The organism is Angelakisella massiliensis (genome assembly GCF_900104675.1).
Taxonomy (GTDB): Bacteria; Bacillota; Clostridia; order Oscillospirales; family Ruminococcaceae; genus Angelakisella; species Angelakisella massiliensis.
The window spans coordinates 1,998,113-2,011,403 of sequence record NZ_LT629945.1 but is presented as its reverse complement, the minus strand read 5'-3'; the positions used below and the strand labels follow the sequence as shown (position 1 = coordinate 2,011,403).

General features: G+C 42.1%; 13 protein-coding genes. All 13 read right to left on the bottom strand.

All coding sequences use genetic code 11. The features are described 5' to 3' along the window. Positions 1–11: 11 nt before the first annotated feature. The 13 genes from BQ5383_RS14875 to BQ5383_RS14815 all read right to left on the bottom strand — a co-directional run bounded on the left by BQ5383_RS14875 (position 12) and on the right by BQ5383_RS14815 (position 13,253). Positions 12–1,181 carry a glycosyltransferase family protein gene (locus BQ5383_RS14875; protein ID WP_071433244.1) on the bottom strand — a complete coding sequence of 390 codons (1,170 nt, stop codon included), beginning with the start codon at positions 1,179–1,181 and terminating at the stop codon, positions 12–14. A gap of 14 nt (positions 1,182–1,195) precedes the next feature. After that, a complete protein-coding gene (locus tag BQ5383_RS14870) occupies positions 1,196–2,803 on the bottom strand; it encodes a class I SAM-dependent methyltransferase (RefSeq protein ID WP_071433242.1) in 1,608 nt (535 codons plus the stop codon). 25 nt (positions 2,804–2,828) lie between these two features. Further along, positions 2,829–4,124: an ABC transporter ATP-binding protein gene (locus tag BQ5383_RS14865; protein ID WP_071433240.1), complete on the bottom strand. Its 1,296-nt coding sequence runs from the start codon at positions 4,122–4,124 to the stop codon at positions 2,829–2,831. A gap of 18 nt (positions 4,125–4,142) precedes the next feature. After that, positions 4,143–4,955: an ABC transporter permease gene (locus BQ5383_RS14860; protein ID WP_071433238.1), complete on the bottom strand. Its 813-nt coding sequence runs from the start codon at positions 4,953–4,955 to the stop codon at positions 4,143–4,145. Positions 4,956–4,993: 38 nt separating this feature from the next. Beyond that, positions 4,994–5,866 (bottom strand): dTDP-4-dehydrorhamnose reductase, encoded by an 873-nt coding sequence (gene rfbD, locus BQ5383_RS14855; RefSeq protein ID WP_071433236.1) that lies wholly within the window; start codon positions 5,864–5,866, stop codon positions 4,994–4,996. A gap of 17 nt (positions 5,867–5,883) precedes the next feature. Continuing rightward, positions 5,884–6,843 (bottom strand): glycosyltransferase, encoded by a 960-nt coding sequence (locus BQ5383_RS14850; protein ID WP_071433234.1) that lies wholly within the window; start codon positions 6,841–6,843, stop codon positions 5,884–5,886. After that, positions 6,830–7,849 (bottom strand): dTDP-glucose 4,6-dehydratase, encoded by a 1,020-nt coding sequence (rfbB, locus tag BQ5383_RS14845; protein WP_071433232.1) that lies wholly within the window; start codon positions 7,847–7,849, stop codon positions 6,830–6,832. Before rfbB ends, BQ5383_RS14850 begins: the two co-directional genes overlap by 14 nt. Before the next feature lie 11 nt (positions 7,850–7,860). Next, positions 7,861–8,406, bottom strand: coding sequence for a dTDP-4-dehydrorhamnose 3,5-epimerase (rfbC, locus tag BQ5383_RS14840; RefSeq protein WP_071433230.1), 546 nt, complete (start codon positions 8,404–8,406; stop codon positions 7,861–7,863). A 14-nt stretch (positions 8,407–8,420) separates the two neighbouring features. Continuing rightward, positions 8,421–9,299: a glucose-1-phosphate thymidylyltransferase RfbA gene (gene rfbA / locus BQ5383_RS14835; protein WP_071433227.1), complete on the bottom strand. Its 879-nt coding sequence runs from the start codon at positions 9,297–9,299 to the stop codon at positions 8,421–8,423. Between the two features lie 179 nt (positions 9,300–9,478). Then, entirely contained in the window at positions 9,479–10,336 is an 858-nt protein-coding gene (locus tag BQ5383_RS14830; protein WP_071433225.1) for a glycosyltransferase family 2 protein, read from the bottom strand. 637 nt (positions 10,337–10,973) lie between these two features. After that, complete coding sequence (locus BQ5383_RS14825) at positions 10,974–11,867, bottom strand: histidinol-phosphatase (protein ID WP_071433224.1); 894 nt, start codon at positions 11,865–11,867, stop codon at positions 10,974–10,976. 15 nt (positions 11,868–11,882) lie between these two features. Then, entirely contained in the window at positions 11,883–12,887 is a 1,005-nt protein-coding gene (locus BQ5383_RS14820; RefSeq protein WP_071433222.1) for an ABC transporter ATP-binding protein, read from the bottom strand. Between the two features lie 3 nt (positions 12,888–12,890). Continuing rightward, positions 12,891–13,253: an ABC transporter permease gene (locus BQ5383_RS14815; protein ID WP_268874633.1), complete on the bottom strand. Its 363-nt coding sequence runs from the start codon at positions 13,251–13,253 to the stop codon at positions 12,891–12,893. Positions 13,254–13,291 lie beyond the last annotated feature (38 nt).

The window sequence follows — 13,291 nt, the reverse complement described above, 5'->3', positions numbered from 1 at the left end:
CCTAAGGTGCTTTATTTTTCCCCTCTGAGTTTGGCTGCAATTCTCTGTAATTTCAATGCAACTTTCCAGGATCTAGATCTGTATATAGCAGATAGTTCATTCTGCAAATCCTGAATCTTTTTTTCATATTCATTACGGGCAACGATCTCTTCGGCCATTTCATGACGATACCATTTGTAATAACTGCGCTCCTGCTCCACTACAGCAGGGTCTGTGTTTTCAAAATAATCCATCAAATCCTGACGCTTTCTCATCAACAGTCGTTCTTCTTTTGCAATCTTCTCTCCATTATCATAGAAATTATAAATCGATGGAATTGTATAATAAGTTTGTTGTCCTTCCTCATCCTGACGTTTAATATACCATTCTCTCAACTCATATAAATTAGGATTACCTTTTCCCTGCAGATTCAACATAATCTCCTGGTTTCCAGAATCAAAACCAGAAAAATGATAAAATTTCAGCGGCATACCATTTACAAAATAGCGCCCGTCTTTTTCCTTCGTTACTGTTCTGGTTGTTATGTTCCAAGTAGAAACATTATAGCCTGGGTCTCGCAAAATATGAATTCCCTCAAACATCGCTGGAGCTAAATCTCCCCATCTTTGATCTGTAAAAAGCCCATTCGGAATATCATCATAACAAAATTTTACTAAACGATCGCGCCACCACCGCGCAAACTTAAGACCATTAGGAGAATTTCGGACTGCATAAAAACCAAAATTATAAATACCATGTTTCAGTGAACAAATTTCATTATTAATAATGTCCCGTTCTGTAGATTCAGGAATGGTTTGATGTGGAGTCAACAACACGTCGTATTGATCCAAAAGTTGCTCCATTTCATGCAAATCATCAAAAACTGCAATATCAGGGTCCAAATAAACTACTTTATCTGATCCTTTTTCCAAGAAATTAACCAAGGCCTGTCCTTTAACCGCTGTACACAATTCTACCACAGTATGAATATAAATCCATTGTGAAAGATGCTTTACTGGAATTCCTAACTGATCTACTGTGATAATCTCATCAAATGGTTCTTTTGACCAATCAATGTCTTCTAACACACGATCTGATAAAACTAAGCTAAATTTGGCATCCTTGCAATACTGTTTTACAGATTTGGCCAAAACGCGGGCCTTCGCCAAATAATTATTGTTAATACTAGTATAAAAATGCATACAATTCTCTCCCTTTACACTTCGTCATCGTGGATACCAAATATTTTTTTATAAATATGCCAAACTTTCGGTTGGCGAATTCTTTCCAATAGCCTTTTCATCTTATCCTCTTTTTCACCCCAAAGTGTACGTTCATTTTCCTGTTCAGCACGTAACTGGAGTATTGTTGCTTTGAGTTCTTCTAATATAGCACCGGACTCTACGTTTTTTTTCTGTTCCTCATGCAGAAAAGTTTCTAATGACGAGCTTTTTACTCTTTCTTCTTGTAGTACTTGATTTAATTTATTTTCTTTTTCTCGGGATTCATTTAAAAAAGATTGCAGTAATTCACTTTTTGCTCTTTCTGCTTGCAATACTTGATCTAATTTGCTTTCTTTCTCTCGAGATTCTTCAAGGAAAATTCCTAACTGCTTACTCTTATTACGTTCTGCTTCCAGCACAGTATTCAGCTTTACCATATCGCTTTGTACCGCTTTTTGTAACTCTAACTTTTCATTGCATACCTTTTGCATATATTCTTCTAGGTAATCAATGGTTTTCGAATTCCAAAACAATAATTCCCATTCTAGGTATATTTTATCAAGGCCAGCAGGTAAAGTTAGAATAATCTGGTGATTATTTTTATTAAATAACATTTCTACATCTGTCACATTCAAACCGTTAGAGTACCAATCATCTAAAATTTCACCGGTATACGCATTTTTGGCAACAAAGCTTTTAATGATCACATTATGCATTGGAAAAGAAATCATCATTTTTTCAGGAAATACATTTTTTCGTGATGGAACACTAATTGGAGCAGCAAATTTCGTACCTTGGTAATACTCTTTGTGAAGCGTTTCCGACAAAATCTCTTCTCCTGGATACTGGTAATAAAACTCTATTCCTTGAGAAGTTGCGGGCAAATTGGTCAATTTCATTTTTACTGGAAATTTATCATCATCTTGCAGGGAAAGAGAAAATAAAAATTGATATGCGTCTGGATATTCTCTTAACTTTAGACCTTCCGCAATCTCCATAGAAACATCTTCATAGCTATTATTAATTTCAATATCACCAACGGCTTTTTGAATTGCTCCCTGATATTCTATTTTCAATCCAAGTCGACGAAAAATTTTAACCAGTGAATTATAGGTGAAAAAATGAATATGCGTGTCATCCAATAACCCCAAAGGAGTATATTCCCATTTGTTATTGATCAAATTTAAGATAATCGCATTATGAGCAATATTAGGGACTGAAATATATAATTTGCCCATGGGATTGAGCATTTTTGATGCTTCTTGCAAAACTTCCTCAGGATTACGTAAGTGTTCCAAAACATCTAAGATTACAACCGCATCATATGTCTGTTGTCTAAACTTTTTTGTCCATATAAGTTTTTCAATATCGCCTACAGACGGCCCAATCAATGCGTTTTCTGCATATATTTGAGCTTTACATCCAGATTCTTCATCTAATTCTACAATATCCACACAACAGCCTTTTTCTGCCAAAGACTTTGTCAAATACCCCATGGATGAGCCTAACTCCAACACTTTGCTTTTTGGAGGAATCATGTCTCTTGCCCAAGCATTTGTAGAGCCCTCATCAATTATATATCCAAAATCATATTTACCCAATGACTCATCTCCTTAATACAAATCGTTACTGACTCGTAGAAAATACGGATACTTCAGCATCCACATCTAGCACTGCAGAATTCGCACCAGGATTGACGATCTTAATATTCAGCACCTGATACATCCAGGTAATAACCTGAAATTGATCGATTGTTCCCTGCGAAACCGCAGTTCCTACAATATAATCCCCTTCTAACAGCTTTGGTAATTTGAAACGATATTCTGATTTTACTGCTGTATGGGGACGTACAGAAAAAGTGGACTTTTCTCCACAAATAGCGGAATTACAGTTAATAATCCACTGACCTTTTGTGCTTTCTATAACAAACCCCGTGATACACTGGGTAATTTCAATATCGCTTTCAAAAACAGTAACAAATGTATATTCTTCATCTACCTCTAATTCATCAGTTATTTCTCCCTCTTTATTCAGGAAAAAAGCCGTTAGAATACGAACATGATCATTTAATTGGCTTTCCACAGAATGATGAATTGGAGGATAATCTTCCAGTTCAAATGTACCTAAATCATAGTTTCGTTTCTCTTTCTCCGTTTCTGGAGAAAAAAATCTTCTGCCTCCACTTTTAGTTTTGATACTGTTGGCGTATGCATTGCAAACCATTTTGCTTTCTCCAAGCATCTGCTGTTCGCCTTGCTCGATCCACAACACACGGGAACACATCTGGCGAACGCTGGATGTATCATGCGACACAAAAAGGATGGTCACTCCCCGGGCTTTTAGTTCATCAAATTTTTTAAAACATTTATTCTGAAAAAACGCGTCACCAACACTAAGCGCTTCGTCTACAATAAGAATATCCGGCTCTACGTTAATTGCAACCGCAAAAGCCAGCCTGGCAAACATACCGCTAGAATATGTCTTCACTGGCTGGTTAATAAAGTCACCAATATCTGCAAAATTCAAGATGCTTTCCAAGCGTTTTTCCATCTCTGTCTTGGAATAACCCATCATAGTCCCATTTAAGTAAACATTTTCAATGCCTGTATATTCTGGATTAAAACCAGCGCCCAGCTCCAACAGGGCAGAAATCTTCCCGTTAACTTCGATTATGCCATTGGAGGGAACAATCACTCTGGTTAAAAGTTTCAGCAAAGTAGATTTTCCTGAACCATTGGTACCAATGATACCCAAAGTTTCACCCTTATAGACTTCAAAAGAAATATTATTCAGTGCATAGTGATCTCGATGATAGATCTTCTTGGTGAAGCTTAGGGATTCTTTCAGACGGTCAATAGGTTTATCATAGAGCGGATACACTTTACTCACGTTTTGAACTCGAATAATGGCTTGTTTTTCCATGGGTTATAATCTCTCCAGTTATAACATATCCACAAAATGTGGACGAAGTTTCTTAAATACCACCGCACCAAATGCGAAAAGTAAGGTTGCACAAATCCAAAAATAAAGACTTTGCCAATAGTGTTCCCAAAACCAAACCTTTGTTACAAAAGTCTCTCGATATCCTTGACAAATATAAAACATTGGATTCAGCTTCAATACAGATAATACAAGTGGATCCATCGTTTCCGGGGCCCAAAATATCGGGGTCATCCAAAAACCAATTTGAATAAATACATTTACCAAATTCACAGTATCCTTGATAAATACTGCGATTGCAGATAGAAACCATCCCAATCCTGTCAACAGATAGATTGTGCAAATAAAATAATAGATCACTTGCAAATTGTAGACGGATGGAAAAATTCCATAGAACAGATTAATTAAAAAAATTAGCACAATAAACGCTATATGTACATATGCTGAAGAAATAATTTTGACCAGCGGAATAATACTAACACGAAAATCAACTTTTTTCAGCAAGTAGCTATACTCTCTCATACATCCAGCTGTCGTACTTAAAACTTCTGAGAAAAAAGCCCACACCAAATACGCTGGCACAAACCAAACAATAAACGGCGCATCATCTACCGGTGGATTTTTAAAGCCCGCCTGGAATACGAACCAAAATACTAAAATTGTCACCAAAGGCTGAACAAACGCCCAAACTATTCCTAAAAGTGATGAGGCAAATTTTGCTCTTACATCATTTTTAGCCAATCCCCACAGAATTGTTCTGTCTCTGAAAATATCAATCAGAAACCTTATAAAATCTTTAATTGTATCCACCATAAATTTCTACCTCTCTACATGGCTTTTCCAGTGGATGCTTATAATTTGCCGCACTGTTGATGATTTACTTCTGATAACACTGCCATATACCTCTTCAACGCATCCTGCCATGTGGGAAGACGATGAAATCCCATTTGTTCCAGTTTATCTTTGCTCATGCGGGAATTGAGCGGCCGCACTGCACGAGTAGGATACTCACTGGTAGGAATGTGATGGACTGTAACTCTTTTCCCAGCAATCTTAAAGATTTCTTCTGCAAACTCAGCCCAGGAACATACCCCTTCATTGGTAGCATGGTATATGCCATATTTCTCGGTCTCTATCATATCACATAGTAACGGAGCCAAATCAGCAGTATATGTTGGAGAACCAATTTGATCACATACTACATTTAGCTCTGTTTTCGTTTCTGCCAACCGCAACATTGTTTTCACAAAATTGTTGCCGTTTATGCCAAACACCCAAGATATCCGTACAATATAATATCGATCCAGAAGCTCCCGAACTGCCAACTCACCGCCTAATTTAGTTGCACCATATGCCCCTAAAGGGCCAGTTGGATCTTCCGGTTCATAAAAACAATCTCCATCTCCCGGGAACACATAATCAGTAGAAATATAAAGCATTTTCGCTCCAATTTCTCGACATGCTTTTGCAATATTCCTTGGGCCTTCTGTGTTTACAGCCTTTACCATTTCCAACTCATCTTCAGCCCGATCTACCGCAGTCCAAGCAGAGCAGTGAATGACAGCATCAGGATGATAATTTACAATATAATCATGGGTTGCCTGCTCATTCGTAATGTCAAAATCTTTGCGATCCACACCAACGTGATCAATCTTTCGGGATGACAACACCTTGCATACATCATATCCTAATTGTCCGCCAACACCTGTTACCAAGACCTTCATCTATTTTCCCTCTACTCTCATATTTTCCCTTTTTGAATCAGTTTGACCAGAAATGTAAAAAAAATATTAGGTATCCGCAATGCAACAATTTCAAAGCAGCTTGTTTTCAGATTTACCTGGCGATATTTTATTAACCCCCAAATGCCTCCCCGTTCCCGCTTGTAGTTCTTCTTTCTCGCTTGGGCCCATTTCTGCGCCCGGTTCAGCTCTGTGATTTGGAAGCGGCTGCTTAACTCATTTATTCTCTCACAAAACAATAAAATATATTTCTCATAATAATCCTGTTTTGTTGATATCTTCGCCAAAACCCCTGTTTGATTTCCTCCATGAATGCGATAACAAATCAGTGGCTCCGGATCTGATATGACCTTTCCCTTTGTGGATGCATAGAACGCTAAGAAATGATCATGCACCATCGTTTCCGGAAAAGGGCAAGCTTGCTTTGCCACGGAGGCATCCATTAACATTGTACATCCGATTACAAAATTGCGATAAATCAATGAGTCTGTAAGATCATTTCCTGAGAGGAAGCGGTGATGAGGACGTACTTGCGTGATACTCTTCGCCTGCACCTGCCCCTCTCTGCCAATAACAAAAACATCACTGCAGGCCAAGACCGCTTTTTCACTGGAAAGAATGGTTTGTAACCGCTCCAGCTTTTCAGGTAACCATACATCATCCTGGTCACAATAAGCAAAGTACTCCCCAACAGCCTCTGTTGTAAGCCGTTCAAAAGTTTTATTGGAACCCAGGTTTTTTTCATTCCTGCTGATTATTACTGGAAACGCAGAGATACAGTCCTGTACACAGGACTGTATCTCCTCAAACGATACCGCAGAAGAGCAATCATCTCGCACATAGAGCTGTAAATGCGGATATGTTTGGGCATTCAGCGATAACAGCTGTTCCCTTAACCACTCTATTTTGGGCTCGTAAACAGCCATTAAAATAGAGATTAGCGGCTTATCGATTTCCATACATCCGCTCATAATAAGTTTGATACTCTCCATTGATAATATTTTCCCACCAACTACGGTGATCCAAGTACCACTGAACCGTTTTTTCGATCCCGTTTTCAAATTTTGTAGCCGGCAGCCATCCCAATTGCTCATGGATAAAGGTGGGATCAATGGCGTACCGCATATCATGCCCCTTCCGATCTGTTACATAGGTAATCAGGCTTTCGGGCTTTCCTAAAATCTGAAGAATTTTCTTGACGATATCAATATTGCGCATCTCATTATGACCGCCAATATTATAAACTTGTCCTACTTTTCCATGCTCCAAAATCAAATCAATGGCAATACAATGGTCTTCCACATACAGCCAATCTCTCACATTGACGCCTTTACCATACACCGGCAGTGGCTTATCCGCCAACGCATTGGCAATCATAAGGGGAATCAGCTTTTCAGGGAACTGATAAGGGCCATAATTATTGGAGCATCGGCTGATGGTAATGGGCATTCCATAAGTACGATGGTAAGCATTACACAGCAGATCAGCAGACGCCTTGGATGCGGAATAAGGGCTGGAAGTATGCAGAGGAGTCTTTTCAGTGAAAAATAAATCCGGACGATCCAGCGGCAGGTCCCCATAGACCTCATCTGTAGAAACCTGATGATAGCGCTTCACATCATATTTCCGACTGGCATCCAGCAGAACCTGAGTCCCCATTACGTTGGTCTCCAGAAAAACAGCTGGATTTTCAATGGAACGATCCACATGACTTTCCGCCGCAAAATTTACCACTACATCTGGCTTTTCTGCTTCAAAAATCTCATAAACCGCTTTTCTGTCTGCTATATCCGCCCTCACAAACTTAAAATTGGGATCGTTCATAACAGGAGCTAATGTTTCCAAATTCCCTGCGTAAGTCAATTTATCCAAGCAGACTAGATTATAATCCGGATGTGCCTGCCTCATATGGAAAATAAAATTACTACCTATAAATCCGGCTCCGCCAGTAATTAATACCTTCATTGCAATTCTCCTTAAAAACCAGTTACAGCATCTTTGAAAAACGGGGCATTTGCGTCCTTTTGGGAAAGAACTGGATCAGTAATCCCCCATTCCACCCCTAACTCAGGATCATTCCAGCGAATTCCTCCATCCGCTTCCGGTGCGTAATAGTTATCAGCTTTATAAAGGAATTCTACCTCATCCGTCAGCGTGACAAAGCCATGCCCAAATCCCCGGGGAATCAATAACTGTTTTTTATTCTCCTCAGACAGCTCCACCGCAACCCACTGCTTGTATGTAGGACTCAACGGACGTAAATCTACAGCAACATCCAACACAGCTCCCCTTACGCACCGAACCAGTTTAGCCTGTGCCTTTTCTCCCCGCTGAAAATGGATTCCACGCAAAGTGCCCTTTACTGTAGAGGATGAATGATTATCCTGTACAAAATCATAATAGAGTCCTGCCTCTTCAAAAACCCTTTTAGACCAGCTTTCCATGAAAAAACCGCGGTGATCACCAAAAACTTTCGGCACTACAATAATGACTCCATCTAATTTTGTTTTCATCAATTCCATTGCCCTAATGCCTCTCAATATAAGATTTTATTCTCCGCGACAGCTCTCAGATGAGCGCCATAAGGCGACTTACCATAAGCCTCTGCAGATTTTATCAAAGTTTCTCGGGATATCCACTGATTATGATAAGCAATTTCCTCCAAGGCCGCAATTGCGTTTCCTGTTCTGGTCTCCACTACCCGTACAAACTCTGTGGCATCTGCCAAAGAATCCATCGTTCCTGTATCCAGCCAAGCGTAACCTCGTCCCAATGTTACAACATTGAGCTTCCCTTCCTCCAGGTAGATTCGATTCAAATCCGTAATTTCCAATTCACCACGCTTGGAAGGCTTCAGCTTTTTAGCACGCTCGCAGACTTGATGGTCATAGAAGTAAAGTCCTGTTACAGCGTAATTTGATTTGGGATGGGTCGGTTTTTCTTCAATGGAGATCGCTTTGCCAGCGCCATCAAATTCCACCACTCCGAAGCGCTCAGGATCTTCTACATAGTAACCAAAGACAGTGGCTCCTTCCTCTTGTTGGACAGCTTTTCGTAGATGCTGCTTCAAACCCGCCCCATAAAAAATATTGTCCCCCAGGATCATGGCGCAGCGATCATCGCCTATAAATTTCTCTCCCAGAATAAACGCTTGCGCCAGTCCGTCAGGAGAAGGTTGAACCTGATAGCAAAGGTGAATCCCATACTGACTGCCGTCTCCCAGCAGACGCTCAAAATTAGGAAAGTCCTGCGGAGTGGAAATAATGAGGATATCACGGATTCCAGCCAACATTAATGTCGATAACGGATAATAAATCATTGGTTTATCATAAACAGGAAGTAATTGCTTGGAAGTTACCATGGTAAGAGGATACAAACGTGTACCACTGCCCCCAGCTAAAATGATACCTTTCATCAAATAGCCCTCCATTTTGTGCAAGTCTCACTATTCTATTGAGCAAAATATATATACATCTTTATATTACCATAATCTCTGTTTGATGTAAATGAAAAACCTTTTAATCTTTTGCATATTCCGCTAATCTTTTTACCCTTTGTTTGTGGCACTGTTTTCTTTGATCCATTGGTAATAGTTTACTGGCTACTTTTCAACAAACTCCAGCGGCATTTCGCCCGTATTGCACCATGGACCATCATTCGCATTACCACACCGTATTTTTTCTTATAGTGCTTATCGTAAAACAACTCCATAGCCTGATAAAAATGCTGAATAATGATGGGATTTTGTGATTGCAAACCGCTCTGCCCCTTTAGATGAACCATTGTACTTCCTGCGTAATAAACCACCTGGTATCCTGCCTGCTTGACACGATAACATAAATCCAGATCTTCTCCATACATAAAGAAGCTTTCATCAAAACCCTTTATTCCTTGGAAAATCTCTTTGGGAATCATCAAATATGCGCCTGATACCGCATCCACTTCCGTAGTTTGATCAGGGTCCAGATAGGATAATCTGTATCCTCCAAAATGACGGTTATGAGGGAAGCATCGATCCAGCTTCGTAAAGTAGCACAATGAATTAAAGGGAGTTGGGAACCCTCTTTTGCAGCCATGATCCAATGAGCCATCTTGCAACAGAGTTTTGATTCCTAATACTCCTATTTCAGGATGGTTAACTAAATAGTCCCAACTTTTTTGAATGGTATCCGCTTCCACAATTGTGTCGGAATTCAAAAATAAAAGTATTTTTCCCGCTGCTTTGGAGGCGCCAATGTTGCAGGCATGTCCAAATCCATGATTTTCCACGCCTGAAAAAATTCGCACATTAGGATGAGATAATGAGAATATCTCTTCCTTTTTACTGGAATTATCCACAACTATCACTTCATAGGAGAATGTTTCATGCACGGAACTGGCCAGGACATATTTTACTGTTTGGGTACACAATTCCTTGGTATTGTAATTAACAATGATAATTGACAGATCCATTGCTCACTTGCCTTTCATTTTTACAAAATTCAAATTTCCCATGGATCTCACTTAATCTATCCGATATTCTTTCGTTTGATATTATACATCACTGGCTTTCATCCTGCAATTTCATTCCAATATTTTCTTTACTGGAAAGGTATCAAACCTGAGCCAAAGGCACCGATGAACCTTCTCTCCACATTCATCCGGACCCTTCTCCACCTGTTCACTGCTTTTGAATGGAAGGCAAAGGGTTCTCTTCCAGAATCGAAAACCATACCAGATGCTCTAGAATCTAAATATAAAAGCTCTGATATAACATCCATTGATTTCAATCAGTATCAGGATACAATGCAAACCCCCATTTTTCCCCACGGAGAATAATATCGTCGCGATCAATATAGTTGGATAGCACTAGGCGATGATAAAATCGTTCCAGCGATAAAACTGTAACACTATTTTCCAAAATTTTCAATCCTGTTTCTTACCCGGCTCTCATTTGATTCCAAAGATACAGCCTTCCGCCCGCCTCCGCCAGAAAACTCAGCTCATCATCATAAAAACAAGCATCCTTTCTGTTCCCGCACGGTAGCTGTCCGCTTGGTCCAGAAAGGATGCTGTCATAGTTTATGAGGTCGAAGTTACAGTTTCTCTATTATTTTTTACCTGGCTCAAGCCTTTCATCCAAAGGACACTCCTCAAACAAAGGCCCTTTCCCCTGAAGGCGCAAAACGCTTTTGAAACCCAGCTCCCGGAGAAGCTCCACCGCTCTGTCAAACTGGAAATCCAACTGATCCGCCACATGGCAGTCGGAGTTGATAATCACCGGAGCTTTCAGTTCCGCCAGCTTCCGCAGCATCCAGATGGTCAGGTAAGGCTGATTCTTTTTGCCGTTCCGGTAGCCCGCCGTATTGACTTCAAAGGGGATTCCCGCCTTTACCGCCTCTTCCAGGGCGCTCAGAGCAATGCGCTGATACTCCGGAGAGTCTTCATCAAAGAATCGGCCGCCGTCATTGAGCTTGCGGATCAGATCAAAATGTCCCAGAATATCCCCTTGTCCCTCAAAGGCGTTTCGGACGCTTTCCTGATAAAACCTTTCGGCCATTTTCAGGCCGTCCCCACCGAACATCTCATTTTTGCAGGCTTCCAGCTCATCCGCCGAGAGGTCCACTTCATAATACCGGTCGTTTTGTTCATCCCGTATGTAGTGTACTGAAGCGATTCGGTAGCGGATGGGCAGCTCCTCTTTGGATGCGGAAGGCGGCAGCTGAAAATCCACAGGAGAGATCACCCGATAAAGATCCTGCTCCATGCCGATCACCAGGTCCAGCCGGTCTCCATAAAGCTTTTTAAGCCGCTCCAGCTCCCCCAGATAGGCAGGATACTCCTCCAGCTTCATGCAATAGCTCAGGTCGAAAGCGGTAAAGGCGTGTCCGGTGATTCCCAGGGAGACAAAGCCCTTGCTGATGGCGGAAAGCACCTGCTCCTCCGGCGTGCTTTTGCCGTCGCAAAATGTGGTATGGGTATGCGCATTGGAACAAATTTTCATCCTTCCCATCATCCTTTACAAGAACACACAATGTTTCCGGGGAAGCGTAACGGTCACCTTTTCTCCCTGAGGCAGGGGCTCTCCGGAACGGAACAGGACGTCCACGTCCACAGCCTGAGAATCTTTCACCACAGTATACCGCAGGATGCTGCCGTGGGGCAAGCTGGTCTCCACTTCCCCCTGGAACTGGTATACATCCTCCCCGCTTTCGGGATGATTGAGCTCCATCACTTCCGGGCGGAACGCCACATGCTCGCAGTCCACCTTGCTGCCTGTCAGGCGCTGGAAGGCTTCGGCGTCCAGGATATTGTAATGGCCGATGAAATTGGCCGCGAAACCGGTGCTGGGTTTGGTATACAGCTCCACAGGCGTGCCGGACTGCTCGATCCTGCCCACATTGAACAGATGGATGTGATCGCTCATCACCATAGCTTCGTCCTGGTCATGGGTAACAAAAAGAGTGGTAATTTTCAGCTCCTGCTGAATGCGGCGGATCTCGATCTGGAGGTTGCGGCGCAGCAGGGCGTCAATGGCGCTCAGGGGTTCATCCAGCAGCAGCACCTTGGGCTCCATCACAATCGCTCTGGCCAGTGCCACACGCTGCTGCTGGCCGCCGCTGAGCTGGTGGGGATAGCAATCCGTCTTGTCCGCCAGGCCCACAATTTCCAATACATTTTTGACCTTCTGGCTGATGACGGTTTTGTTCATCCGCTGAATCTGCAAACCAAAAGCCACATTCTGAGCCACGGTCAGATTGGGAAAAAGGCTGTACTGCTGAAAAACCATCCCGATCCCACGGTCCTTTACCGGCACATGGGTAATGTCCTTCTGGTCCAGGTAGATCTTTCCGCTGCTCACTTCCTCCAGCCCCGCCAGGCAGCGGAGCAGTGTGCTTTTTCCGCATCCGGAGGGTCCCAGCAGCGTGACCAGCTCCCCCTGCTCCACCTCCAGCTGAATATCCCGCAGGACATGATTGGAGCCAAAATATTTGTTGACCTTTTCAAATAAAATATATGCCATAACTTATTTTTTCACCCCGTTTTTCTTGGTACGGTTCTGGATGCCATAGGCCAGCGCGGAAACCAGCAGCGTGGTTCCAAACATAATCAGCACAATGACGCTGGAATACTGTCCGGCCTGATTTCTGGCGGCGTACAGCAACTGCTGGCCGGTGATGTATTTGCTGCCGGCGATGATCTTGACCACCACATAGTCGCTGAAAACCACGGACATGGCCAGCAGGGAGGAAACCATGATGCCCGACAGCATATTGGGCACGATGATCCGCACGAAGGCGTACAGCTTTCCCGCTCCCAGAATCTCCGCCGCTTCAATGAGCTGGGGGATGTTGATGGCGTCCATGTTGTTGCGGATTCCCTGATACACATAAGTCCAATGGTATTAAGTCAAGAGGGTGATTCACG

Bases quoted from the DNA above. Each gene is read 5' to 3' on its own strand.
- BQ5383_RS14875 (WP_071433244.1), bottom strand. From the start codon at position 1,181: ATGCATTTTTATACTAGTATTAACAATAATTATTTGGCGAAGGCCCGC.
- BQ5383_RS14865 (WP_071433240.1), bottom strand. From the start codon at position 4,124: ATGGAAAAACAAGCCATTATTCGAGTTCAAAACGTGAGTAAAGTGTAT.
- BQ5383_RS14860 (WP_071433238.1), bottom strand. From the start codon at position 4,955: ATGGTGGATACAATTAAAGATTTTATAAGGTTTCTGATTGATATTTTC.
- rfbD (WP_071433236.1), bottom strand. From the start codon at position 5,866: ATGAAGGTCTTGGTAACAGGTGTTGGCGGACAATTAGGATATGATGTA.
- BQ5383_RS14850 (WP_071433234.1), bottom strand. From the start codon at position 6,843: ATGGAAATCGATAAGCCGCTAATCTCTATTTTAATGGCTGTTTACGAG.
- rfbB (WP_071433232.1), bottom strand. From the start codon at position 7,849: ATGAAGGTATTAATTACTGGCGGAGCCGGATTTATAGGTAGTAATTTT.
- rfbC (WP_071433230.1), bottom strand. From the start codon at position 8,406: ATGGAATTGATGAAAACAAAATTAGATGGAGTCATTATTGTAGTGCCG.
- rfbA (WP_071433227.1), bottom strand. From the start codon at position 9,299: ATGAAAGGTATCATTTTAGCTGGGGGCAGTGGTACACGTTTGTATCCT.
- BQ5383_RS14830 (WP_071433225.1), bottom strand. From the start codon at position 10,336: ATGGATCTGTCAATTATCATTGTTAATTACAATACCAAGGAATTGTGT.
- BQ5383_RS14825 (WP_071433224.1), bottom strand. From the start codon at position 11,867: ATGAAAATTTGTTCCAATGCGCATACCCATACCACATTTTGCGACGGC.
- BQ5383_RS14820 (WP_071433222.1), bottom strand. From the start codon at position 12,887: ATGGCATATATTTTATTTGAAAAGGTCAACAAATATTTTGGCTCCAAT.